The organism is Sphingobium sp. CR2-8 (genome assembly GCF_035818615.1).
Taxonomy (GTDB): domain Bacteria; phylum Pseudomonadota; class Alphaproteobacteria; order Sphingomonadales; family Sphingomonadaceae; genus Sphingobium.
Window position 1 is genome coordinate 218744 of sequence record NZ_JAYKZY010000001.1, and the last position, 24062, is coordinate 242805.

Consider the following 24062-nt stretch of genomic DNA (forward strand, 5'->3'; position numbering starts at 1 on the left):
ATGACGACAGATACCATGAACAATATTTCGGCCGTCAATCTGGCGCTTTACGATGCGCTGGCTGCTGATTCCACGCTCCTTGTCCTGGGCGAGGATGTTGCCGATCGGGAAGAGGGGGGCGTGGCCGGCGCGACCAAAGGCCTTTCGACGGCGTTCGGCGACGATCGGGTCAAGTCGACCCCGATTTCGGAACAGGCGATCATCGGTACGGCGATCGGGGCTTCGCTGCGGGGGCATCGGGTCGTCGCCGAGATCATGCTGATGAACTTCACGACCATCGCGATGGACATGATCATCAATCATGCCGCCAAGTTGCGCTTCATGTCGGGTGGGCAGACTCATGTCCCCATCGTCATCCGCACGATGACGGGTGCGGGCATGTCGAACGGCGGCCAGCACAGCGATTATCTGGAGGCCTGGTTCGCCCATACGCCCGGCATCAAGGTGGTGGCGCCATCCAATCCCACCGACGCCTACGGCTTGCTGCGCAGTGCGATCGAGGATGACGACCCGGTCATCTTCATCGAGAATCTGCCTACCTATTGGAACAGCAGCCCTTTCACCAAGGAAGTCATCCCGCTCGGCCAGGCCAAGGTCGTGCAGGAGGGAAGCGATCTGACGATCGTCACCTATGCGACGATGGTTGCACCCGCGATGGCCGCCGCCGCGGCGCTTGCCGACAGCGGCGTCTCCGTCGAGGTCGTCGATTTGCGGACTATCGCGCCATGGGACAAGGAAACGGTTTACGCTTCGGTGCAAAAGACCGGACGCGCTCTGATCGTCCATGAGGCCGTGAAGGAGTTTGGCGTCGGTGCCGAGATCGCTGCCGATCTGAGCGATCATTTCTTCGGCGCGTTGAAAGCGCCGGTCAGGCGTCTGGGCGGCGCATTTGCGCCGGTGCCCTACTCAAAGCCGCTCGAAACCGCCTTTGTTCCTTCTACAGCGGGCATCGAAGCAGCGGTTCGCGCACTCTTGACTGAAAGGGATATTTAGATGGCCACCGAAATTCTGCTTCCCAAACTGGGCTTTTCGATGAGCGAAGGCCAATTGTCTGAATGGCTGGTGCCCGATGGGGGGCAGGCCGTTGAGGGCGAGCCTCTCTTCTCGTTGGAGAGTGACAAATCGACCAACGAGGTCGAAGCACCAGCGTCAGGGACTTTGCGCATCATCATGCAGCCCGGCGAAACCTATGATGTGGGCACGGTCTTGGGCGTGATCGAGTAATCATGAGCCTTGAGAGCTTGATAGCATCGCTCCCGGCCTGGCCGGTCGCCGATTTCTCCGAATTCGGGGAAGTGGAGGTGAGGAAGCTCACCCCCATCCAGAAACTGACGGGGAAGTTTCTGGGCCGCAACTGGTTGGCCATACCGCATGTCACGCATCATGATGAAGTCGATGTGACCGAGGCCGAAACCAGGCGCACGGACTGGAACCGTGCAAATCCGGGCGCGAAGATCAGCCCGGTTGCCTTGCTGGTCCGGGCGCTTGGCCAGGTTTTGGCTGACTTCCCGCAGTTCAACGCGTCGCTCAGCGATGACGGTTTGTCGATCATCCTCAAGAAATATGTGAACATCGGTGTGGCGGTCGATACGCCCGCCGGTTTGTTCGTGCCGGTCTTGAGGGACGTTGACACGATGACCCTAGCCGATATCGCCATCGCCATATCGGCGATCGCGGAAAAGGCGCGGACCAAAGGCCTGTCGATGGCGGAGATGGCGGGCAGTTCGATGTCGCTGACGTCGCTCGGACATATCGGAGGTACGGCGTTCACGCCTATCATCAATGCTCCCGACGTCGCGATCCTGGGAGCGACCGCTATTCAGCTTCGGCCAGCCCCTGGCGATGACGGTAATGTTGTTTGGCGAAAAATGCTGCCGCTTTCTCTGAGTTATGATCATCGCGTTATCAACGGCGCGGATGCTGCGCGGTTTGTCCGGGCGATCGGCGGCATATTCGCCGATGGAACGCTGTTCGGGTGACGGATGAGGCGCGGGTACACAAAGTCTGATAAAAAGGCTGATTAAAAATGACGTTCGCAAGAACAGAAACGCAGCAGATGTTCGGCGACATGCTGGGCAGGCTTCTCGATGTCGAAAATGATTTCGAGGAGCGGCGACGGCGGCTTTCGGCAGAAGAGCCGGATCGGCTGGCGCTCTGGCCGCACCTTGCCGAGCAGGGCATTCTTGGCGCGACCGTTGTGGAAGAGGCGGGCGGCTTTGGCGGCAGTATGCGCGACATCGCGGTGGTCATGGAAGAAGTCGGACGGAAACTTGTCGTTGAACCGGTGCTGGCCAGCGCGCTGTGTGGCGCGATACTGCATTGTGCGGGCGAGGATCTGTCCGGGCTGATAGCGGGCGAAGCGATCACGGCGTTCGCGCATGAGGAAGGTTATGATCCCTTCGCGCTTCCGGGCAGCAAGGCCGTGGCTGTCGCCGATGGCTTTTGCCTGACCGGACGCAAGTTGGCCGTCCGTCATGCCGATCTGGCCCACCAGTTTGTTGTCACTGCGACGCTGGACGGCGAAGCGGGAGCTTTCCTCGTCGATGCCAAGGCGGAGGGGCTGGTTATCGACAGCTTCCGCATGATCGACGGCGCGTCAGCGGCTACCATCGAACTGACGAACGTCGCGGCACGTCGCATATGCGGCCCCGACGGGATCGTCGAAGCGATCGAGCGGGGCGTGATCGCGTTGGCGGCCGAAGCGACGGGGATCATGGTCGCCCTAAACGCGGCGACCTACGCCTATCTCGGCACGCGCAAGCAATTCGGGGTTCCCCTCGCCACCTTCCAGGCGTTGCAGCATCGTGCGGCGGACATGCATGCGACCGCCGAGGAGGCACGGGTCCTAACCGAACTGGCGATCAACGCGTTCGATGCCAGCCGATCGGACAGGTCCGCCCTGGCGTCCGCCGCAAAGGCCCTGGTCGACGAGGCTGGGCGCAAGATCGGCCATGAGGCGGTGCAGATGCATGGCGGCATGGGTGTCAGCGATGAACTGGACGTCAGCCATTATATGCGCCGCCTGGCCGCCATCCGGGCTGAACTGGGAAGCGCGGACCTGCACCGTGCGCGCTACGCTGGTCTGGGCGTCAGTGTCGTCCAGGAAACTGCTTTCCGCGCCGAAGTCCGTGATTTCGTTCGCACCCACCTTCCTGCGGATATCGCCAGCAAGGGCGCGCTAGGTCTTGAAATCCACAAGGAGGATTATGTCCGCTGGCAGAAGATCCTGCACGACAAAGGCTGGTTCGCAGCCGGCTGGCCGGTCGAACATGGCGGGGCTGGCTGGACGATCGACCAGCAGCTGATTTTTCTTCAGGAGTCTTCGCTCAACAACGCGCCGATGATCATTCCCTACGGGGTCAACATGATCGGTCCTGTGTTGCAGGAATTCGGCACGCAGGAGCAGTGTGAAAAATATCTGCCCGGCATATTGTCGAGCGATACCTGGTGGTGCCAGGGCTATTCGGAGCCCAACTCCGGGTCCGACCTTGCGTCCCTGAAAACCAGCGCGGTGCGCGATGGGGACCATTATGTCGTCAATGGCACGAAGATGTGGACGACCGAGGCGCACTGGGCCGACATGATGCACTGCCTTGTCCGTACGGATCGCGACGTGAAGGCCCAGCGCGGGATTTCCATGCTACTGATCGATATGAACAGTCCGGGCATCGAGGTGAGGCCCATCGTGACCATCGACGGTCAGCATCATACGAACCAGCTTTTCCTCGATAACGTCCGGGTTCCGGTCGACAATCTCGTGGGCGAGGAAGGCCAGGGATGGACCATTGCCAAGTTCCTGCTGTCGCACGAGCGCGTCGCGATTGCCGATACTGGACCCAAACTGCGCCTGCTGAAGAATATCAAGGCGATGCTGTCCGATGTGACGCCATCGCCATCGCGGGACCGTCTGGCCGAAAAGCTGGCCGGCGCGGAGATTGCGCTACTCACGCTATGCGCCATGGAGCAGGACTATATTTTCCAATGGGCGCAGGGCGCGTCGCGCGACGGACCCGAAGCGTCGGTTCTCAAGATCCGCAGTACCGAGATCCTCCAGCAATTGTCCGAACTGGCGCTGGAAATCGAAGGGCCGCTGGGCGGCGCCCATGATCCCCACGATCTGCATATGGCACCCCTTGGACAATTTAGTGCGGCCCAGCGCGCCAGTTTCATGGGCCATCAGTATCTCTATGGTCGATGCTGGTCCATTTTCGGCGGGACGAACGAGATTCAGCGCACTCTCATCGCAAAGACGCTTTTCGCCAGCTGACTGCGCTGATCTTAAGGATAGTGGAATGCCAAGCGTGTATGATGAACTGCCCGAACAGGATGTGCGCGCGCTGGCCAACGGGCCGCTCGCCACGTTGCTGGCGCGATCCGAACATCTGACGATCGCCGGTTTCGGTCCGGTCGTGACTTATTCGCGCAAGGTCTTCATTCCGCTGACCAAGCTGTGCCGTGACGTCTGCCACTATTGCACCTTCGCATCGACACCAAGTGAGGTCGGCAGTGCCTATATGTCGCGGGACGCCGTGCTCGCGATTGCCAGGGCCGGGGTAGCTGCGGGCTGTCGCGAGGCCCTGTTCACGCTCGGCGACCGGCCGGAGGCGCGTTATGGAGCCGCGCGTGAAGCGCTGGGGCTGCTTGGCCATGCCAGCACCCTGTCCTATGTCGAGGAGATGGCGCGCGCTGTTCTCGACGAAACCGGGCTGCTGCCGCATATCAATGCCGGCCTGATGGACGAGGCCGATTACGCGGCGCTGCGCGGGGTTTCAGCCTCTATGGGCCTTATGCTGGAAACGGTGTCGGAACGGCTGTCGGCGAAGGGCGGTCCGCATTATGGTTCGCCCGACAAATGGCCCGCGCGCCGGCTGGAATCGATAGAGGCGGCTGGACGGGCCGGCATTCCGTTCACCACGGGTCTGCTCATCGGGATCGGCGAAACGCGCGATGAGCGGATCGATGCGCTAGTCGCCATCCGGGACCTGCACCGGCGCCATGGTCATATCCAGGAGGTCATCATTCAGAATTTCCGGGCCAAGCCCGGTACGAAGATGGTCGATCATCCCGAGCCGACGCTGGACGAGCATCTGTGGACCGTCGCTGTCGCCCGCTTGATCCTGGGTCCCGACATGGTCATTCAGGCCCCGCCCAATCTTCATGCACCCGAAGAGTTGGCCGCATTGTTGAAGGCCGGTGTGAATGATTGGGGCGGGGTGTCCCCAGTGACGCCGGACCATGTAAACCCCGAAGCACCCTGGCCGCATCTGGCGCTGCTGGAAAAGGCAACCCTGGATGCCGGGCGCGTTTTACGGGAGCGACTGGCGATCGGCCCCGCCTATGCGCAGGATGCCGACCGCTGGGCAGAGCCTGCCATTGCCAAAATCATACGTCGCTCGATCGATGGACGGGGTTTTCCCGTAACCGACGGGTGGCACGCGGGCACGGGCGATAGCGCGCCTGCGCTGGTGGGTGGCACCCGCACGGTTGATACGGGGGTGATCGAAACGCTGATTGGCCGCGCTCGCGCTGGTGAACGGTTGAGTGAAGATGATATCGTCAGGCTGTTCCGGGCGGACGGTTCTGATCTGCTGCTGCTTGCCAAAGCGGCCGACGCCGTGCGCCAGGACATGTCGGGGGACGCGGTGACCTATGTCGTCAACCGTAACATCAATTATACCAATATCTGCCTTTACAAATGCGGCTTCTGCGCCTTTTCCAAGGGCAGTACGAAGGCGATGCGCGGCCCCGCCTACCGGCTTGATCTTGCGGAGGTGGGGCGCCGCGCGGCAGAAGCAGGGGACAGAGGCGCTACGGAGGTTTGCCTGCAGGGCGGGATTCATCCCGACTATGATGGGCATACCTATCTTTCGGTTCTTCACGCCGTGCGCGAGGCTGCGCCAAATATCCATATCCATGCCTTTTCGCCACTGGAGGTCATGCACGGCGCCACGACCCTTGGAATGGGCCTTGAAGCCTATCTCATCCGTCTGCGTGACGCGGGTCTGTCTACACTGCCCGGTACGGCCGCAGAGATACTGGACGATGATATCCGCGCGATCATCTGCCCGGACAAGTTGAACAGCGCCCAATGGCTCGACGTCATGCGCACGGCGCACCGGGTCGGGCTTCGGTCGACTGCCACCATGATGTTCGGGCATGTCGAAGGATATGAGCATTGGGCGCGACATCTGCTGAAGATCCGTGATCTTCAGGTCGAAACTGGCGGCTTCACAGAATTCGTCCCGCTGCCTTTTGTCCATATGGAAGCGCCAATCTGGCGTAAGGGCCTCTCGCGCTCGGGGCCCAGTTTTCGCGAAACCATCTTGATGTACGCCGTCTCCCGGCTCGTCCTGCACCCTGTAATATCCAACATCCAGGTAAGCTGGGTGAAGTTGGGGCCGACCGGGGTTGCGGCCGCATTGCGCGCAGGCGTCAATGATCTGGGTGGTACGCTGATGGATGAATTGATCACGCGTGCAGCCGGTGGCCTGAACGGACAATTGTGCGATCCCGATCAGATGCATGCGCTCGCGCGGGAATCGGGCCGACATGCGATGCAGCGGACGACATTATATGAGCGAGTTGCACACCAGGCGTTAGAAGCTGCAGAATAGCTTTGGTTTAAAAGGATGATTGATATGGCAGGAACGATCGCCGTCATCGGCGGAACCGGTAAATTGGGTGCTGCGATTGCGCGCCGGCTGGCGAAGGCTGGCCGCACCGTCCTGATCGGCTCTCGCTCGCTGGAAAGCGCGCAGAACGCGGCTGCTGAGCTGGGCTTTGGGCTGGTCGGCAGGACGAACGTGGACGCGGCGCAGGAAGCTGACCTCATTATCGTTGCCGTGCCTTTCGCAGCGCAGACAGGGACGCTCGCCGACATCGCGGCCCATTGTGCCGGCAAGATTGTCGTGGATACCACTGTGCCACTGGTGCCGCCCAAAGTAATGCGCGTGCAACTGCCTCCTGAAGGCAGCGCAGCGCAGCGCGCGCAGGCACAATTGGGAGAAGGCGTGAACGTCGTATCCGCATTTCATAACGTCGCGGCCCACAAACTTGCAACCGACGATGCGATCAATTGCGACGTGCTGGTGTTTGGCGATGACAAGGCCTCGCGTGAGCAGGTGGTCGAACTAGCGGACCTCATGGGCTTGCGGGCCTTCCATGCCGGCGCGCTTGGCAATTCCGCGGCTGCTGAAGCGCTGACGTCCGTATTGATCTTCATCAATAAAACTTACGGCCCTGGCGAAGCAGGTATTCGCTTGACCGGCGTTTTGGAATAAGCCGGGTCGATACGCTTCCGATGAACCGAACTGGCATTACGAATGATAGAAATCTGCCCACTAAAGGGGATCGGCGAGATTGCGCCCCAAGCCGCTCTCGATGAGATACTGGCAGACAGTATAGAAGCGCACGGCTTAGCGCCTTTTCGCGAAGGCGACATTTTGGTCGTCACGCAGAAGATCGTTTCGAAGGCTGAAGATCGGTTCGTTGATCTGACCCATGTCACCCCTGGGCCAGAGGCGCTGCGCCTCGCTGAAATCACGCGCAAGGATGCGCGGCTTGTCGAACTCGTCCTGGCGGAATCGCGCGCAGTGCTGCGTGCGGTTCCCCATGTGCTGATCACCCAGCACAGAAGCGGCCATGTCATGGCTAACGCCGGCATCGATCGCTCCAACATTGGCGGTCGGCAGGGTGACTATGCGCTGCTGCTGCCCGAAGATGCGGACGGATCGGCCGAGGGCATCAGGCTTGGGCTGAAACAACACTTCGGTCATGCGCCTGCTGTCGTCATCTCGGACAGCTTTGGGCGGCCCTGGCGCATGGGCGTCGTCTGCGTCGCCTTGGGTGCAAGCGGCTTGCCGGCGCTCCAGGACAAGAGGGGCGAGATCGACCGGGACGGACGGGTTCTGGAAGTGACGCAGATCGCGCTTGCCGATATGGTGGCAACGGCGGCCGGACTGGCGATGGGCGAAGGGTCAGAAGGCGTTCCTGCGGCCCTTGTCCGCGGCCTGCACTGGACCGAACAACCCAGGCCCGCATCCGCGATCGTCCGCCCGATGACGGAGGACCTGTTCCGATGACGGACAAGATCGTCGTGCTGACCGGCGGCGTCGGCGGTGCCAAGCTGGTTCTGGGTCTGTGTCAGGTCATACCAGCCGGCCAGATTACAGCAATCGTCAACACAGGGGACGATTTCGACCATCTGGGCCTGAATATATCGCCTGATATCGACACGCTTCTCTATACCTTGGCGTCGAAGGCAGACCAGGAAAAAGGCTGGGGCCGGGAGGACGAAAGCTGGAACTTCATGGCGGCGTTGCGGTCACTGGGGGGTGAGGACTGGTTCCAGCTTGGCGATGGCGATCTTGCGCTTCACATCCTGCGGACAGGCCAATTGCGAGCGGGGCAGTCTTTGAGCGCGGTGACCGCCGGGTTCGCCGCGGCCTGGGGCGTCGACGTGTCCGTCCTGCCGATGAGCGATGATCCCGTCTCCACCATCGTGACGACCGATGAGGGCGATCTGGCGTTTCAGCGCTATTTTGTCGAACGTCGCTGTATACCGCAAGTCAGCGCCATCCGCTTCGAAGGCGTGCAGACGGCCAAGGCAGCGCCGGGTCTGCTGGAGGCAATCATCGATCCTGCAACCAGTGCCATCGTGATCGCGCCATCCAATCCTTATCTCAGCATCGATCCGATCCTGTCTGTTCCAGGGATAAGGGACGCCCTCGAAAACAGCGTGGCGCCGGTAGTTGCGGTTTCGCCGATCATCGGCGGGAAAGCTGTCAAAGGACCGACCGTAAAGCTGATGGCCGAACTTGGCCTTCCGGTCTCGTTGGTTACGATCGCAGAACATTATGAAGGGTTGATCGACGGTCTGTTGATCAATTCGGGCGATGACCTTGGCGTTGCCGGGATCGTGTCGGCGTCTGCTGATATAATGATGAACAGCCTGGATGATCGGGCGCGGGTCGCGCAAGCGACGTTGGCTTTGGCGCAAGCTCTGCGGTGACAGGCTGGACCGCGGTCATTCCGTTCAAAGGGAGCGCTGCGCGAAAGACTCGCCTCGCAGGGCTCTTCTCTCCCAAGCAGCGCGATCGGCTGAGCTATGCCATGCTTGAGCATACGATCGCGGTTCTGGCAAGCTGCTATGCTGTGCGGGAGATCGCGGTGTTGTCAGACATGCGTCCTTCTGGATGGGACGGTCGCCTCATCAACGACAGGGGGCAGGGCCTCAATACGGAACTGGGCTCCCTTACGAGGAGTCCGTCGATAAGGCGCTTGCTAATCATCCATGCCGACCTTCCTTTACTTAAGCCGCAGGACATTGCCGACCTGCTCGACGTTGCGGGCCAAACGTCGATGGCTATCGCCCCGGATCATATCGGCACCGGCACGAACGCAATCGCTCTGAACGATCCGACGGGATTTGCCTTTGGGTTTGGTCCCGACAGTTTCGTGTGGCACGTCGAAGCCGGACGAGGAAGGGCCGGTATCGTCAGGCGCACTGGCCTGGCGCTCGATATGGACACGCCCGATGACTATCATCAGGCCTGTCGCCACAACCCCCATATCAGTGGCTGGACGACGGATTGAAAGAGGACCATGCGCCTTGCATGGCGCCTTGCTCAACGGTGCTGGCCTGATCACGCATGTGCTAAGGTTCCTGCCTGAAAAATCCCGCTTGCCGGCTGCCGACGCCATTCGGACACTGACTGTCCGGTCCAGCGCTTGAAGGAACGGCGAAAACTGCTGTCGTCATCGAAGCCGAGCAGATTGGCGATCATCTTGCCGCGCTTCCCCTGACGCAGCAGCAGCAATGCTTTCATGTGGCGATATTCATCCAGTATTTCGTGAAACCCGCTCCCTTCCGTAGCCAGATGACGTTGGAGGGACCGGGCGCTCATACCCAGCAGTTCGCTCGCCCGCGCAAGGTCCAACGGCCCTTCTGAACGCAGCAGCGTCCCAAGGCGGCTGGCCAGCGATCCGCTCGCGCCGTCCCAGGCTTGGCGGCACAGTTCATCGCAAATCTTCAGAAGATTGGCGTCCGCCGTTGGATTTTGCCGTTCAAGATCCCGGCGGTCGCCTTCCACGAAAGGCACGGCGCAGTTGAACAACAGTTCGTCGGCTTCCAGTTGCGCATAGGCTTCCATCCGGTCGGGCTTGGGACTGGTAAAGCCGATCCGTCGCAGCCGGAGCCTATGCCCGCTAAGGTTGAACACCGATTGCGTAAAGCCGGCCAAGGTTGATGTGACGCAGAAATTTTCCGCTTCTGGCATCAGCGGATAACGAGGGGCAAAGGTCATCCGCCACGCGTCTTGCGATGTTTCCAGCGCGGCGCTCAACGGATAGCCTATCTGGCCGCAAAACTCGGCCCAGTCCGACAGAAGATCCCCGATCGTGGCACAATTGCTTAGGCGATATCCTAGAAGTCCCAGATATTGCAGCTTGATCTGCTGCCCGCAGGAAATGGCGAAATCGTCCGGAGCAATCGCGGCAACGATGCCATATATGCCCGACATCATGTTGTGCGACACAGGACGCTGCGCCAATATTGCCTCAAAACTGAGGCCAAAATCCTTAAGGCAGGCGTCAGGATCAAAACCCAGTTCGGCAAGACTGAGGAGATCGCCTCGCAACTTGGTGGGCGCGACCATCATCGCTGTTTCCTCTCCTGCACTGGCGCGCACCCTTTGGCACTTGGCGCACTGTTTTTGGCGTCTCGAGCCGCACTTGTAAAGTTGCTGCGCGCCGCACCCAAGTGGCATTGTAAGGATCATAAAGGCCAAAGTCTATCGGCTGTCGACAACACTAGGGGAGAGATACGTTGAAGCAAATCTGGGGGGTGAGCCTGATCGCGCTGGGTATAGTGCCGGCGATGGCGCAGGAAGGATCGGCGGTGGCGCCGCAACAATCATCGTCCGTCGATGACATCGTCGTCACCGCTACCAAGGCCGGCCAAAGGCTCGATCGCGCCCCCGTCGCTGCCATTTCGGTCGATGCCGCCGACCTCGCGCGACTGAACGTTCAGAGCGTGCGCGATGCCCAAGTTCTTCTGCCGTCGGTAGTGTACAATGACAGCGGCGGTTCAGCGCAGGTCTATATTCGCGGCATCGGTTCCAACTCGGCCTATGCGGGCCTTGAATCGAGCATCGGCACCTATGTTGACGGCGTGTATCTTCAGCGACAGGTGGGCGCATCCGTCGATGTCGTGGATCTCAAGAGTATCGAAGTCCTGAACGGACCGCAGGGGTCGCTTTACGGCCGTAATGCGACCGGCGGAGTCGTGTTGGTCAACACCAATGATCCGGCTCAGCGCTTCGAGGGCAAGGTTGCAGCCGAAGCTGGCAATTTCGGCCGACTTGGTGGCGAGGCCATACTAAACATGCCGCTTAGCGATGATCTGGCGTTTCGGGTGGCCGGAAAATATACGCAGCTATCGGGCTATACCCGCAACGTCGCCAACGGCGAACGGTTGAGCGGGTTCAAATCGGGCACGGTGCGGGCGAAATTCAAATGGACGCCCGGCAGCCGCCTGACCGCAATCGCGTCGGTCGAATATCATAACGAAATCAACGACCCGCTGGCACGTCGCACCCTGGTGAACGCGCCGCTGTGCCTGTCGTGCGCCATCTATGGTACGACTCCGCCGACAGATTTCTACAAGGTGGATCAGACGAAAACGCGCAAGACGGACATCAACTATATCGCCGGCACCCTGAGCCTCAAATATGAAGGTGATGGTTTCGATGTCATCAGCGTGACGGGGATCAGGCACTTCAACTACGCGATCTTCGTGGATCAGGACTTCGCACGGGCCGACCTCTATAATAGCCGGGCTGAGGAATATGGCACCACCCTGACGCAGGATGCCTATGTGCGAACACATTTCGACAGCCCGTTCAACTTCATCGCGGGCCTTAGCGGAGAGCTTGACAAGGACAGCCTGCTGATCCGGGTATTTGGCGATGCCTTTGGACCGTTGCAGGATGCAGGCGGCACGAGTCGCGTGAAACTGGTGTCCATCTCTCCTTATGCCGAAGCCTATATCAAACTGTCGGAATCGCTCAAGCTGACGGTGGGCGGCCGCTACAATATCGACACCAAGAAATTGCGGGCCATCAACAATCCTGGCAGCGTGATCGCTTTTGGCGCGGTGCCACGGGTAGATCAGCAGATTACGTTTCGCAATTTCACGCCCCGCATCGTCATCTCGCGCGAAACTGCCACGAGTACGGTCTATGCGAGCTATGGCAAGGGCGCCAAGAGTGGCGGCTATAACAGTCCCGCCTTCACGCCGCTCGATGCGTTGCGCCCGGAATCGCTCACCAGCTATGAACTTGGCCTCAAGGCCAATGGTCTCCAGGGGCGGCTCAATATGTCGGTCGCGGGCTTCTATTATGACTATAAGGATATTCAGGTCAGCTATGTGAATGCCTCGACCGGCGGGATCGGGGCGCAGAATGCCGCCAGCGCACGCATCTACGGGCTAGAACTCAATACATCCTTGCGGTTGACTCAGAGACTGTCCGTGCATGCCGGCGGACTGATCGAACGGGCGCGCTTCCGCAATTATACCGGGGCCGTCATCTATTGCCCCGCATCTGCGCCATCGCCCACCTATTCCGGTTGCCCCGCGCCCAGCGGTCGTCCGGGGCTGGTCAGCGGGGTGGCCGATCTGTCCGGCACCCGCATACCGCGCGCGCCAGAGTTGTCCTTCTCGATGGGGGCGAACTATCAATTCCCGATCACCGATGAATGGGCGGGCAATTTTACCGTCAACGACCGCTATACAAGTGCTTATGATCTGCTGCCGGGCGCAGGTGGTCCGCTGGGCCTCAGCCACCAGAAGGCCTATCATTTCGTCACTCTGGGCTTGGCATTCGAAAATGAGCAGGCGGGGCTGGAGGCGCGCCTCTTCGTCAACAATCTGACGCGCGCGCGCTATTATCTCGACCTGCCGACATCCGCCTTTGGCGTCGCAGGATCAGCGGGATCGCCACGGACTTTCGGCGGCTCCCTGGCCTATCGTTTCTAAAAAAGGAGCAAGATCATGAACGCTTCCACGACTTTAGCCCACGCAGACGAAGAGCCTGTGCAGCGGATAGCCACCGACGACATCCCATGGCTTCCCTATGCGCTGATTCCGAACACGCAGTTCCGTGTGCTGCAAGTGGACGAAGACAATAATATCGTCATCCTGAACTTCAAAATGCCGCCCCATACCGTGACGCCGGTCCATGCCCATCATTGCACCGCTACCGCCTACACGCTGGAAGGGGAATGGTTCTATGACGATCTGAGCTTTCAGAAGGGCGACATCGCGTTCGAAACCACGGTCGAGGTTCACCAACCCGTGACACGGGAAAGGGGAGCCATTCTTTTGACCACGCTGATCGGCGGCAGGGGTAATGACAAGCTGCTGGAGGATCATCATCCCGACGGCAGCACCACATTGCTCCGAACGCGGCTTTTCAAGGCATGTGAACGCATAACGCCAAAAGCCTATGCCGAACTGGACTTCGCGTCATTGTTGAATTGAACCCGCTGTCCGGTCGCGCCGCACGGACTATCCCGTCAATTAAACCCGCCGGGACGCGTGGCACAGCGTTCCGGCGGGTCGGCAAATCGACCATGTTCAGGCTGGGTCAGTCGATTGCGACATGACGCGGCTCCCCGGAAGCAACTGATTGAACAGCGTATCTATCTCCATATCCGTCGACACCCGCCGACGTTCCAGTAGATCGACTGCGTTACCCACAGGATAGCGGGCAGCCGGAACATCTGCTTCCAACGCCTGGATGATGGTTTCTGCCACCGCATCCGGCGCGATTGCAAGGGCATGGGCATTCTGCGAAAACGCCTTCTGCTGGGCGTAATAGTGACCGTAGTTGCGTTTGCCCTGATCATCGAGCTGGTCAAATCCACGATCGAGCTGGGCTGCAAAGCCATGCACCATGCCCGTTGCGATCGCACCGGGTTGGATCAGCGAAACGGGGATGCCCCATTGGCCCGCCTCAAGCCGCATGGTGTCGGCCAGCCCTTCCAGAGCATATTTTGAGGCCGTGTAATAGCCAAGCAACGGGAACGCGACCTTGCCCGACATCGAGCCTACAAAGATAAAGCGCCCTTTGCTTTCCCTGATCTGCCCGAGAGTGGCCTGATAGACTGCGAGATTGGAGACGGTGTTGATCTCGACCGTGCGGCGAAACATCTCGATCGGCGTTGTCTCCAATGGCCCGGACGGATTCACGCCTACGCAGCTTATGACCGCCGTGAGCGGTCGGTCGCTGCGGCGAAGTGCGTCTTTGAGTTGAGATATGCCGACATCCGCGGAAGAAAAATCGGCCACGAACAAATCTGCCGCACCAAAGTCTTTACTCCTCATCGCTTCAAGGTCGGTGTCGTCTAGGGCTGAACCCAGCACGGTATAGCCAGCGTCCAGCAATTGTCGTGTCAGGCACTGGCCAACGCCGCCCGACGCGCCCAGAACGAGAATGGTGCCTGTCTGCAACGATTTTTCTGACATTGTTTTTCCTCTTCCTGAAGCCCGGGCAGCGGGGCATTAGATTTGTTGCGATCGCTGTCGCCTCGTGACATCGAAAACACGCGCCGCAACTTCCGTCGCCTGAACAGGCTGACCATAGCACATCTGATAGATCTGTAGATACTATATACTACATCTTTCATTGTGTGAAGTGAAAGGGCATTGACGCCAGCAGGCCGCATTTTTTTTGGAGAAAGCAGGCGTGCTGCCCGGCTCTTGTGCTCAAAAAATCTGCCGAGGAAGCACGGGCAGGCGGTGCGTCGTACATTATGATAAGTCGTCGGCTCAGAGTGCTCGGTGGCAATAACAGGCTGCGCAGAATATGGCGCTGGTATAAATGGAGGAGCGAGGCAGGCTGGCTGCGCGCGCGGCTCGGATGGCCCACCCGCCGAGCAATCATTTTATGTTAGGCATGGCTTGAAGATGGAGGCAAAGTGGCACCTGGAAGATCGGCAGTCTCGCAAATCGGGCTGGGTGAAGGTCGGTCAGGGCATTGATGATGAAGCTGCAAGCCATGAAAACGGATTGCGTTGCAGCGAAGGACGTATTAGGTCCTACATACTGTTTTTATAAATGATGAGGATGCCATGGATTACGACTTCCAGAGGGGTTTCGTCACCTACCCTGACGCCGAGCCTGGCAGTCCCGGCGAGAAGGCTCCCTATATCGATCATGGCACCGCCCGCGTCGATCCCAAGCGCTTCTACAGTAAAGATGAAGCAGACCTTGAATGGGACAGGATGTGGACGAAGAGTTGGCTCTTCGTCGGCATCAGCCATGATATCGCAGAGGTAGGAGACTGGTTCAAGGCCGATTATGGCAACGAGTCCTTCATCATTGTTCGGAATGCGGAAGGCGATGACGGCATCTCGGCCTATTTCAATGTCTGCCCGCACCGTGGCAACCGCATCGTTCATGACGACTTCGGCAGCGTTGGAAGCGATGCGAACGAGGGGGCATGCATCTTCACCTGCGATTTTCACGGTTGGAAATTCGGCCTGGACGGCAAGAATGTCGAAATTCGCGATGAGATGATCTTCCGAAAGGAAGCGATCGCCCATCGGCCAGGCCTCAAGGCGGTTCGCTGCAGCGTCTGGAACAGTCTGGTCTTTATCAACATGGATCCGAATGCCAAGCCGCTCCTGGAGCAGTTGGACGTCATCCCGCGCCACCTCGCGCCTTATCCGTTCGATAAATACAAGGTCATTCGCGATATAGAAACCTGCTGGAATGCGAACTGGAAGGTCGCGCTCGACGCGTTCATTGAATTCTACCACGCGGACGACGTGCACCCGCAACTGGCGAGCTTTACGGAGACGCTGGGATGCCAGTATGATCTCTATGGCAACGGAAACAGCCGTATGGTCATCCCGATCGGCAGTGTGCCGGTGCGGTTCGAGGATCGGGCGACTGTCCCTGAAGGCATGAAGGCTTTCCTTCAGTTCTACGGCGGCAATCCCGATGATTTCACACATTTGGAAGGCCATGAATATAACAAGGCTTTTGCCCAGACACGACGTACGTGGGCTAAGCGGCACGGCCACGATCATTTCGATGATCTGACCGATGATCAGATCAACGATGACTGGAATTATTTCATATTCCCCAACGTGACGATCAACGTGTTCAGCGACGCCTTACTGATCCAGATTTTCCGTCCGCACGAAACCGAACCGCGCAAAAGCTACTATCGCGCTATTTCTCTCTGCCTGCCGGTGGGCGGCTCGCAGGATATGGTCATGGACCCGGGACAGTTTGGCCCGGAAGCCGTGTCGCCGCCCGGCTGGGACGGGTCGATCCGACCTGAAAAGATCGTACCCCAAACGCCAGAGGAATTTGGCTCCGTCCTCGCGCAAGACGCCGTGCGCGTTCCGGAGGTGCAGAAAGGCATCGAGTCGGTGGCATTCGACGGCTATGTCCTGTCGGAATCGGAAAATCGCATACGGCATTATCTGGCAGAGCTCGATCGTCTGATTGGCAGAGGCTGAGCGCGCCAGATGAGCGAAAACGCAAACCTCTTCGAGAGCGTCGAAAACGTCGAGATCAAGCTGTCCCGGACCAAGACCTGGAGCGGGCTGGAAACCGAACCTGCCTATTTCCCCAAAGAACGGGATGAGGCCTATACGAAGAATCTGGGTGATCCCGGCAGCTTCCCCTTCACCCGGGGCGCATATCCGCAAATGTACCGCAGCCGCATGTGGACGTTGCGCAATATCGTCGGTTACGGTTCGCCGGAAGACACCAGGCAGGGCCTCGAAATGGTGCTGGCGTCGGGCGGAACCGGCGTCAGTATCGTGCCAGATCCGCTGACGACCCAGAGCGTGGATGCAGATCACCCTGCTTTCGCGCCGGAAGTGGGGCTGGAGGGCTGTTCGCTCCCAACGTTGCGCGATGCCGAAAGGCTTCTGGACGGCGTCGATCTCGCAAAAGTGGATACCGCCTGGCACTGGGGTGCAATGGCTTATCCGCTCATCGCATCAGTCCATGCAAAGCGCGGGCAGCCGCTCTCCACCCTGCAAGGCTCCAATATGCCGGATATGTTGCAGCAAACGCTGTGCGGTTGGGGTAAGCATCTCGTGCCCGCCGAATTCGGGCATCGCATCGCTGTGGATGAGATTGAGTTCAGCGTTCGTAACAGCCCGAAATGGGCGCTGGGCATGCCGCAGGCCTATGATCTACGCGAGCGCGGTCTTTCACCGGCGGGAGAAATAGCGCTGGGCATGGCCATGATCAACAAGACGATGGAAGATCTGATCGAGCGCGGCCTGACCGTGGATCAGGTTGCGCCCAGCCTGGCGTGGGTCTCGACATCCGACATCGACTTTTTTGAGGAGGTTGCGAAGTTTCGTGCGCTGCGCCGCTATTGGGCGCGGACAATGAAAGAACGTTTCGGATCGCAGGATGTGCGCGCCCAGCGGCTTCGCATCGCCTGCCACACGTCGGGCAAATCACTGGTCTACAAGCAGCCGTTGAACAACCTTACCCGTACCGCTATTCAAGGGCTGGCGGCGTTGTGCGGCGGGGTTCAATCGCTCGAGGCCTGCACATTCGACGAACCGGTATGCGTGCCAACGCACGAGGCAAGGGAACTTGCCACGCGACAGCAGCAAATTCTGGCCAACGAAGTCGGCGCGGCCCGCGTGGCCGACCCGTTTGGCGGCAGCTATTATGTCGAAGCGCTCACCGATCAAGTAGAGGCGGAGGCGATTGCCATGCTGACGCGGATCGAAAAAGTCGGCCTTATCGAAGCGATCGCCAGCGGCCAGATCGAGCAGATGATGGACGATTTCAATTTCGAATTGCAGCGTGAAATGGACAGCGGCGAGCGTATCATGGTTGGCGTCAACCGGTTTGTGCCGGAAGACGAGCCGTCACCCACGCGGTTCAAGTTCGACCGCACGAATACCTATGCCCACATCCGTCGTTTTTCAGAACTCAAGCAGCAGCGCGATCAGGGCCTATGGTCTACTGCGTTGAACAAAGTGCACACTGTCGTTCGCGACGGCAATAATCCGATGCAGGCCATGATCGACGCGTTCATTGCCGACGCCAGCATTGGTGAGATATGGGGAACCGTTCGCGTGGCCTATGGTCATCCTTTCGACCCTTATGGTCACCTTCAAGCACCGTTGAGTTACACATGAACAAGCCGAACACAGTCCGCTGCATGCTTGGGATGTTGGGCACGGATGTCCATTCCAAGGGCATACGCACACTGGCGCGCCTGCTGAACGAAGCAGGCGGCATAGAGGTCGATTATATCGGCGAGCATAATAGCGTGGAGGGAATGGCGGCGGCCGTTGCGGAGCGGAAGTCCGATGTCGTGGGCATCAGTTTTTCGTCTGCGGCCTATGTCGAATATACGCGTCAGTTGATCGAGGCGATGAAGGCGAAAGGGGTAGGGCACGTCCCCGTAATTCTGGGCGGAATCATCCATCCGGATGACGTCGAAGAACTCAAGGAGATGGGTGTGGCGGGCGTGTTTGGCGCAGGGTCTAAGACGCAGGACATCATTCTTTTTGTACAGAATGCAGGTGTGTCAAGTCTATGAAGGATTATGTCGATGTCTGCGCGGTTGATGACATTCCCAACGGCAAACATCGCGCCTTTCTGATCGACGGCACCTCTATACTGGTATTCCGCATCAACGCGGACGCTTACGCGTTGGAGAATCGCTGCACCCATCTTGACTTTCCTCTGGAGGGGGGGCGACAGATCGGCACGACAATCGTCTGCCGGAAGCATGGCGCGCGTTTCGATATATGCTCTGGCAAAGTCGTTACCGGACCGGCCGTCGATCCGCTGCGGTGTTTTTCCACGCGGGTGCGCCAAGGACGCATTGAAGTTCAGCCCGGCGCGACCAGAAACCTAGGCCCGTTCATTGCTCAGGACATCTGAATTCACCGAAGGAATGGCTAAAGCACGGAAACCAAAAGGAGATCGAAGTATGGGTCGCAAGTGCCGCGAGGCTGAGCCGCCTTGAAGACATGAAAGACATAAAGCGCCTGAAAGACGCGTTACACAGAACTGGCCAACAGCAGCCGGAAAAGCCCCATACAGGCGGTGAGATCAACGCGCTTTTCACCGACGACGTTTTCACATCGTTGCGACGGGTGCGCCTCCGTTAATAGGATCGTCTGCGATCAAATGAGCGGTTCGACGACGGCACGCTCCATTATTATTCCTAACGCCTGCTGGGCAACCCCTATATCGAAGTGAACTGCGATACGACGCAAGGACGATGGCATGTCGCCGTCTCCCTCCACTGGCGAGATATGGGCGCTATTTGGTCGACGGCTTTTTATGACGATGAATTTGCCCGCACGACCGAGGGCAGGCGCATAAAAGGCCTGTGCGGCAACGCATCTGCCTTCGCGCCGTTCGAAAAGTTGGTGACGGCGCTCGTCTTTATTGACCAACGAGTCTAGCCGTGGACCACGACAGAGCTTGCTCCCGCTCTTGCCAAAAACGCCTCACCGCCATTCCGAGCTCCAGTTCCGCCTTTCAAAAAGCGTTATCCCATCGGAATATCCCGCCGGATGATAGGAGCGACACTCAACTCATCACAGATATGAAGCTCAAGCTGAAGGGATCTGGCGCAATCAGCGCCAGATCCCTTCAATTTCTTAGAATCTGAACGTTCCCTGCAGGGTGACTTCGCGAGGCCGCGCCACAGCGCCAACGATCTGGCCGGGAGGCGCCAGCGGTTGATCGATCGCGTTGCTGATATAATAGTTGTTCGTAAGATTCTGGGCAATCAACGCCAATTCCCACTTATCATCCGCATCATGCAAACGAACGCTGGTGTTCAACAGGGCAAAGCCATTCTGCCGACCAACGGGGTTGAGTGTTTCGCTTGCGTTATAGTTGCTTGTATAGCGAACATCACCTGTAAAACCGATCCTCACCGTGTTGGTCAGGCCTGTATCATAGGTGAACCCGCCGCTCAGATTGACCTTCGGCGCGCGCGCCAGGCGGCGATCGGTCAGACTTTGGGTAGATGCCGTGCCCACCGGCACACAACCTTGTGCCACAGTCTGACCAGCATAACATGGCGCATCGGGGAAACTCTGAAACTTCGCCTCATTATAGGCGGCCGATCCGTGGAGCTGCAAATCTGCATCGACCTGATAGATCGCCTCGAGTTCGACGCCGGTCGTCCGTGCCGATGCGGCATTGCGGATCTGGTTCGACACCGTGGGTGCATCGAACGTCTGAACCTGAAGATTGTCGAATGTGTAGCGATAGGCCGCCGCCGTCAGCCGCAGCTTGCGATTGAAGAATTCGCCTTTGGCCCCAATCTCGAACCCCTTCACCTTTTCCGGCGCAAAGCGAATGGTGTTCTCAGTAAAGGACGGCACGACCAAGTTGGCCTGCGCATAGCCGCCGGACTTGAAGCCAGTCTTATAGGCCGCATAAAGCGTCGTATTGCCGTTGGGATGCCATGTCAGCGTCGCCTCTGGCGAGATGTTATCGTCGCTGGACTTGCCGGCTATCAGGTCGCCTTGCGCGCGAGAGAAGCCGAAGGCCCCAAACGCGGCCTGAACATAGTCGTTGCCGCCGATGGTCTTGTACGATTGATAGGTGTACCGCGCGCCGCCTGCCAGTTGTAGATTGTCCAGGATGTCGAACGTAACCTGACCAAAGCCGGAATAGGTTTTGGAACTGCTGTCCCAACCGCCGCTAAAATTATCAAACCGTCCGGTTGCTGGATCAAGGCCAAGCGAAACAAGGCTGACATTCTGGTTGAACGGAAAGCTTTCGCTTTCGAAAAAGCCGCCTGCCATGAGGTTTATCGGCCCGTCGAAGCTTGTTTGAATGCGCAGCTCCTGAGCGAAGTCGCGGCTGGCAGAGGCATTATACGCCCAGAAGTTGCCCTGCGACCCGAACTGCACATTGTCGAAGAACTTGTTCTTGAACTTATAGAAGCTGGTGACTGACGTGATGCTGAAGCTGTCGCCCTCATAGCTTGCGTTGAGCGACGCCAGTACGGCCCAGAAATCATTATAGGGATTGCCATCACGCGCATTAGGGAAGGCTGCGGCGCGCTGTGGATTGAACGAAGCTGTCTGACGTCGACCGTCCACCTTGCAGTCGCCGGACGCGTCGATCAGGGGAGAACCCGTAGCGAAATCAAACGCTACAGGTTTGCCCAGCGGATTGGCGCATTTGATCTCGGTCGTAGAATTCGTCCCGGTGCGATCCTTGGAATCCGTCGCAAAAACCTTGAGCACGGCGCGAAATTCGTCCGTTGGCGCCCAGTCTAGCGTCACGCGTCCCAGATATTCGCGTTGCCCAGGGGAGCGCGAATAGGGAACCGGCGCGTGGGGGAAGAGCGGATCGGTCGGAAGGGTGAAGACCTGCCCGCCTACTCTCATCCAGCCATCCATCTTGCTGGCGCGACCGGCAACCCTGAAGCCCAGCGTATCGGAAATCGGCCCGGAAATAGCACCTTCCACATAGCGCTGATTTGCCTTGAATTCGTAGCCGGCTCTCACAAAGCCCTTCAGTTCCTTCGTTGCGCCTGCACTGGAGACCGAAATCACGCCGGCCGGGCTGTTCTTGCCGAAGAACAGCGCCTGTGGCCCCTTCAGCACCTCGACTTGCTCCAGATCGAAGAAGCCAGCCGTAATGATGCGGCCGCGGCTTATCTGCGTACCGTCAATATTCACGCTGACGGTCGAGGCAAGACCTGTATCCTGTGATGACGAACCGATGCCGCGGATGGTCAGAACGGCGCCCGACCCGCCGCCGCCAGTGGACTGGATCGTCACCTGCGGCACCATTTCTGCGAGCCGTGTGAAGTTCGTAGTGTTATATTTTGCAATGTCCGCTGCACCCAGCGCAGACACCGCTACGGGGACGTCGATCAAGGATTCCGTTTTCTTGCGTGCAGTGACGACAATGTCCTGAAGACCGCCCATCGAGCGCGCATCCGATTGTGCTGATTCCTGGGCGGGAGCTGTTGAACCCTCGATCTGAGCCAGCGCAGGGCTGGTGTACATTCCTATGATTAACGCGCCCAAGCTCGCCGAGCAAAGGGCTGCCCTAGGTTTGCAAAATGCCGACACGATCTCTCTCCCATTAGAACTTAGAATCTTATTTCCAATATATAGTACTCAAATACTATTTATGTCAACAGGACGTGCGGGTCTGCAAGGTCGCCAACGCCGCGCGCGCCCTCCGAAAGGCACGCTTGACGTCGAAACGGTTGGAGATAGTATGAAAGAACTAGAATGAGGATGGTGAGGATGCTGTATTGCCCGTCTGCAACTTGCACCCTGGCGTACAACCATGATTACACGAGTGCTGCGATCCGTTGGCGGATCGGGACAGTCGGAATCGTGGACGTCGGATTTTGAGGATAGGCCTGTCCCTCCCCAATAATTGGGGTATCGCCGATGTCGGCGAATTGATCGAGATTGGCATCCTTGCCGATACGCGCGGATTTCATGCGCTTTGGACGTCGGAACACCTGACTAATGTCAGCTATGTGCGTGATCGTATTGGTGATGCGCCCTATTACAGCGCCTTGTCGATCCTGTCAGCCCTGGCGGTCAGAACAACCCGGGTCCAGCTTGGCACATCGGTTCTGGTCCTGCCTTTTCATAGCCCCTTCTTTGTCGCCAAATATTTCGCGACCTTGGATCATCTTTCAAAAGGGCGCGCCATTCTGGGCGCTGGTATCGGCAATGTACCCGAAGAATTCGCTGCGGTCGGAATTGCGTGGAAGGAGCGAGGGGCGCTGACGGACGAGGCCATCGACATCATCCAGGCCCTTTGGTCGACCGGGTCGGCGACACATGCAGGACGGAATTGGATGTTCGAGGATGTTCATACGTCGCCCAAACCGTTTGGAGCCATGATCCCGATATGGATCGGTGGCATCAGTGCGGCCGCCTTGCGCCGGACGGCTCGGGTCGGACGCGGATGGCAGGCGGTTGCTGTGACGCCCGACGAATTTCAGTCGATGAAAGGAGAGATTGTCGCCCAGGCGATCGCCATCGGCCGCGATCCTCAGGAAATAGCCGCCAGTATGCGAATTAACATCACCTTCGAAGGAGAGGGAATGACCGAAGGCGAATTGAAAGCGGCGATCGATGTGGATCGCGTCGACACCTTGCGGCAGGTGGTTGACATCTACCGATCCGCTGGCGCGACCGATATGATCTTTGCGTTGAATTGCCGACGCCCGGACGCAGTAAAGGCGGCGATTGCGAAAATCGCCGATGCGCTCGCACATCTGCTTTATGAAGGAGCAATTTCATGACGATTTCGATCGATGCCGTAATCGATGCCCCCGTGGCCGACATTTGGGCTTTGATTTCAGATTTTGGAAATCTCGCGCGATGGCATCCTCTGGTCGAGCGCTGCGAAACCATTGGCGAAGGCGAAGGGGCAGTTCGTACCGTGTATTTCGCCAATTCCTGGGCCGCCGAAAGGCTCGTCCGTCTGGATCATGATCACCATATCCTGCACTACGCCATTGTCGATAGCGACAAGCCGTCCTCCATTGGCCTTAGCGGGGCGATCTCCCTGTCGGAGCGCGGTGATGGCCAGACGGCGATCAACTGGACCTCGGGCGTAGATCAGGGGCGACCGGACGCTGCCCAGATCGATGCCTATCTCACGCAATATTACCCGACTCGTATCGAGCATTTGCGGGACGCCCTCAAGTCTTCGGTCGCTTAGAGCGCGATGGAACTGGCACGCGCGATCCGGCCTGGGGTGCGCATAGAAGTGACCCGGTTCGTCTGAACAGCCTTTGACGTTTGATAAGTGGGGCGTCTGCGGGCTGATTGTTCAAACTGCCCCTCAAGTCACAGCCAATTCACGCTGGCACGGCTAGCGACAGGTTGTCAAAGTAGGTTTGTCAGGCGTACGCCCGCCAAGGCTCGAACGAGGTCTCCGGGCATTGCAGAAGCCTAGATATCGGCCAATCGAACTGTGTGCTTCGCTGACCAACTCGTAGGCGTGAAGGTAGACTTCCTCGCACTTCACCTAACGCGATAGATGC

At 58.7% G+C, this 24062-nt stretch carries 21 protein-coding genes; 18 read left to right on the plus strand and 3 right to left on the minus strand.

Annotated elements, in window-relative coordinates; all coding sequences use genetic code 11:
• Genes U5A82_RS01095 through cofC form a run of 9 tightly spaced genes read left to right on the plus strand, consistent with a single transcriptional unit; the run spans position 1 to position 9594 of the window.
• On the plus strand, positions 1-993 hold the full coding sequence (locus U5A82_RS01095) for an alpha-ketoacid dehydrogenase subunit beta (protein ID WP_326287989.1): 993 nt from the start codon (positions 1-3) through the stop codon (positions 991-993).
• Positions 994-1224: a biotin/lipoyl-containing protein gene (locus tag U5A82_RS01100; RefSeq protein ID WP_326287991.1), complete on the plus strand. Its 231-nt coding sequence runs from the start codon at positions 994-996 to the stop codon at positions 1222-1224. It abuts the gene before it with no gap.
• A gap of 2 nt (positions 1225-1226) precedes the next feature.
• Positions 1227-1979 carry a 2-oxo acid dehydrogenase subunit E2 gene (locus tag U5A82_RS01105; RefSeq protein WP_326287993.1) on the plus strand — a complete coding sequence of 251 codons (753 nt, stop codon included), beginning with the start codon at positions 1227-1229 and terminating at the stop codon, positions 1977-1979.
• Between the two features lie 47 nt (positions 1980-2026).
• Complete coding sequence (locus U5A82_RS01110; protein ID WP_326287995.1) at positions 2027-4267, plus strand: acyl-CoA dehydrogenase family protein; 2241 nt, start codon at positions 2027-2029, stop codon at positions 4265-4267.
• A 25-nt stretch (positions 4268-4292) separates the two neighbouring features.
• Positions 4293-6614 carry a 5-amino-6-(D-ribitylamino)uracil--L-tyrosine 4-hydroxyphenyl transferase CofH gene (gene cofH, locus U5A82_RS01115; protein ID WP_326287996.1) on the plus strand — a complete coding sequence of 774 codons (2322 nt, stop codon included), beginning with the start codon at positions 4293-4295 and terminating at the stop codon, positions 6612-6614.
• A 24-nt stretch (positions 6615-6638) separates the two neighbouring features.
• Entirely contained in the window at positions 6639-7280 is a 642-nt protein-coding gene (gene npdG, locus U5A82_RS01120) for an NADPH-dependent F420 reductase (protein WP_442802127.1), read from the plus strand.
• Positions 7281-7322: 42 nt separating this feature from the next.
• A complete protein-coding gene (gene cofE / locus U5A82_RS01125; protein ID WP_326287999.1) occupies positions 7323-8081 on the plus strand; it encodes a coenzyme F420-0:L-glutamate ligase in 759 nt (252 codons plus the stop codon).
• On the plus strand, positions 8078-9010 hold the full coding sequence (gene cofD / locus U5A82_RS01130; RefSeq protein WP_326288001.1) for a 2-phospho-L-lactate transferase: 933 nt from the start codon (positions 8078-8080) through the stop codon (positions 9008-9010). Before cofE ends, cofD begins: the two co-directional genes overlap by 4 nt.
• Positions 9007-9594, plus strand: a complete 588-nt coding sequence (cofC, locus tag U5A82_RS01135) for a 2-phospho-L-lactate guanylyltransferase (RefSeq protein WP_326288002.1) — start codon at positions 9007-9009, stop codon at positions 9592-9594. Before cofD ends, cofC begins: the two co-directional genes overlap by 4 nt.
• 50 nt (positions 9595-9644) lie before the next feature.
• On the opposite strand, the gene U5A82_RS01140 is transcribed toward cofC, so the two are convergent.
• Positions 9645-10658 (minus strand): helix-turn-helix domain-containing protein, encoded by a 1014-nt coding sequence (locus U5A82_RS01140; RefSeq protein ID WP_326288003.1) that lies wholly within the window; start codon positions 10656-10658, stop codon positions 9645-9647.
• Between the two features lie 167 nt (positions 10659-10825).
• Between U5A82_RS01140 and U5A82_RS01145 the strand changes: the two genes are divergently transcribed.
• On the plus strand, positions 10826-13036 hold the full coding sequence (locus tag U5A82_RS01145) for a TonB-dependent receptor (protein WP_326288004.1): 2211 nt from the start codon (positions 10826-10828) through the stop codon (positions 13034-13036).
• Positions 13037-13051: 15 nt separating this feature from the next.
• Positions 13052-13540 (plus strand): cupin domain-containing protein, encoded by a 489-nt coding sequence (locus U5A82_RS01150; protein WP_326288006.1) that lies wholly within the window; start codon positions 13052-13054, stop codon positions 13538-13540.
• 96 nt (positions 13541-13636) lie between these two features.
• Here U5A82_RS01150 and U5A82_RS01155 read toward each other — a convergent pair whose 3' ends face one another.
• On the minus strand, positions 13637-14527 hold the full coding sequence (locus U5A82_RS01155) for an SDR family NAD(P)-dependent oxidoreductase (protein WP_326288008.1): 891 nt from the start codon (positions 14525-14527) through the stop codon (positions 13637-13639).
• 605 nt (positions 14528-15132) lie between these two features.
• Between U5A82_RS01155 and U5A82_RS01160 the strand changes: the two genes are divergently transcribed.
• The 5 genes from U5A82_RS01160 to U5A82_RS21655 all read left to right on the plus strand — a co-directional run bounded on the left by U5A82_RS01160 (position 15133) and on the right by U5A82_RS21655 (position 19473).
• Positions 15133-16533 (plus strand): aromatic ring-hydroxylating oxygenase subunit alpha, encoded by a 1401-nt coding sequence (locus U5A82_RS01160; protein WP_326288010.1) that lies wholly within the window; start codon positions 15133-15135, stop codon positions 16531-16533.
• Positions 16534-16542: 9 nt separating this feature from the next.
• Positions 16543-18189, plus strand: coding sequence for a methylmalonyl-CoA mutase family protein (locus U5A82_RS01165; protein ID WP_326288012.1), 1647 nt, complete (start codon positions 16543-16545; stop codon positions 18187-18189).
• Positions 18190-18212: 23 nt separating this feature from the next.
• Positions 18213-18596, plus strand: a complete 384-nt coding sequence (locus tag U5A82_RS01170; RefSeq protein ID WP_326288013.1) for a cobalamin B12-binding domain-containing protein — start codon at positions 18213-18215, stop codon at positions 18594-18596.
• Entirely contained in the window at positions 18593-18943 is a 351-nt protein-coding gene (locus tag U5A82_RS01175; RefSeq protein WP_326288014.1) for a Rieske (2Fe-2S) protein, read from the plus strand. Before U5A82_RS01170 ends, U5A82_RS01175 begins: the two co-directional genes overlap by 4 nt.
• 317 nt (positions 18944-19260) lie before the next feature.
• Entirely contained in the window at positions 19261-19473 is a 213-nt protein-coding gene (locus U5A82_RS21655) for a hypothetical protein (RefSeq protein WP_442802128.1), read from the plus strand.
• A gap of 198 nt (positions 19474-19671) precedes the next feature.
• Here the strand turns inward: U5A82_RS21655 and U5A82_RS01185 are convergent, their stop codons facing one another.
• Positions 19672-22050, minus strand: a complete 2379-nt coding sequence (locus U5A82_RS01185) for a TonB-dependent receptor (RefSeq protein WP_326288016.1) — start codon at positions 22048-22050, stop codon at positions 19672-19674.
• A gap of 353 nt (positions 22051-22403) precedes the next feature.
• Between U5A82_RS01185 and U5A82_RS01190 the strand changes: the two genes are divergently transcribed.
• Together U5A82_RS01190 and U5A82_RS01195 are read left to right on the plus strand one after the other, a co-directional pair.
• Positions 22404-23315, plus strand: a complete 912-nt coding sequence (locus tag U5A82_RS01190; RefSeq protein ID WP_326288017.1) for a TIGR03619 family F420-dependent LLM class oxidoreductase — start codon at positions 22404-22406, stop codon at positions 23313-23315.
• Positions 23312-23737 (plus strand): SRPBCC family protein, encoded by a 426-nt coding sequence (locus U5A82_RS01195; RefSeq protein ID WP_326288019.1) that lies wholly within the window; start codon positions 23312-23314, stop codon positions 23735-23737. The genes U5A82_RS01190 and U5A82_RS01195 overlap by 4 nt, the downstream gene beginning before the upstream one ends.
• Positions 23738-24062: the final 325 nt, after the last annotated feature.

Excerpts from the sequence above, each read along its gene's own strand:
- U5A82_RS01095 (WP_326287989.1), top strand. The coding sequence starts at position 1 with ATGACGACAGATACCATGAACAATATTTCGGCCGTCAATCTGGCGCTT.
- U5A82_RS01100 (WP_326287991.1), top strand. The coding sequence starts at position 994 with ATGGCCACCGAAATTCTGCTTCCCAAACTGGGCTTTTCGATGAGCGAA.
- U5A82_RS01105 (WP_326287993.1), top strand. The coding sequence starts at position 1,227 with ATGAGCCTTGAGAGCTTGATAGCATCGCTCCCGGCCTGGCCGGTCGCC.
- U5A82_RS01110 (WP_326287995.1), top strand. The coding sequence starts at position 2,027 with ATGACGTTCGCAAGAACAGAAACGCAGCAGATGTTCGGCGACATGCTG.
- cofH (WP_326287996.1), top strand. The coding sequence starts at position 4,293 with ATGCCAAGCGTGTATGATGAACTGCCCGAACAGGATGTGCGCGCGCTG.
- npdG (WP_442802127.1), top strand. The coding sequence starts at position 6,639 with ATGGCAGGAACGATCGCCGTCATCGGCGGAACCGGTAAATTGGGTGCT.
- cofE (WP_326287999.1), top strand. The coding sequence starts at position 7,323 with ATGATAGAAATCTGCCCACTAAAGGGGATCGGCGAGATTGCGCCCCAA.
- cofD (WP_326288001.1), top strand. The coding sequence starts at position 8,078 with ATGACGGACAAGATCGTCGTGCTGACCGGCGGCGTCGGCGGTGCCAAG.
- U5A82_RS01140 (WP_326288003.1), bottom strand. The coding sequence starts at position 10,658 with ATGATGGTCGCGCCCACCAAGTTGCGAGGCGATCTCCTCAGTCTTGCC.
- U5A82_RS01150 (WP_326288006.1), top strand. The coding sequence starts at position 13,052 with ATGAACGCTTCCACGACTTTAGCCCACGCAGACGAAGAGCCTGTGCAG.
- U5A82_RS01155 (WP_326288008.1), bottom strand. The coding sequence starts at position 14,527 with ATGTCAGAAAAATCGTTGCAGACAGGCACCATTCTCGTTCTGGGCGCG.
- U5A82_RS01160 (WP_326288010.1), top strand. The coding sequence starts at position 15,133 with ATGGATTACGACTTCCAGAGGGGTTTCGTCACCTACCCTGACGCCGAG.
- U5A82_RS01165 (WP_326288012.1), top strand. The coding sequence starts at position 16,543 with ATGAGCGAAAACGCAAACCTCTTCGAGAGCGTCGAAAACGTCGAGATC.
- U5A82_RS01170 (WP_326288013.1), top strand. The coding sequence starts at position 18,213 with ATGCTTGGGATGTTGGGCACGGATGTCCATTCCAAGGGCATACGCACA.
- U5A82_RS01175 (WP_326288014.1), top strand. The coding sequence starts at position 18,593 with ATGAAGGATTATGTCGATGTCTGCGCGGTTGATGACATTCCCAACGGC.
- U5A82_RS01185 (WP_326288016.1), bottom strand. The coding sequence starts at position 22,050 with ATGTACACCAGCCCTGCGCTGGCTCAGATCGAGGGTTCAACAGCTCCC.
- U5A82_RS01195 (WP_326288019.1), top strand. The coding sequence starts at position 23,312 with ATGACGATTTCGATCGATGCCGTAATCGATGCCCCCGTGGCCGACATT.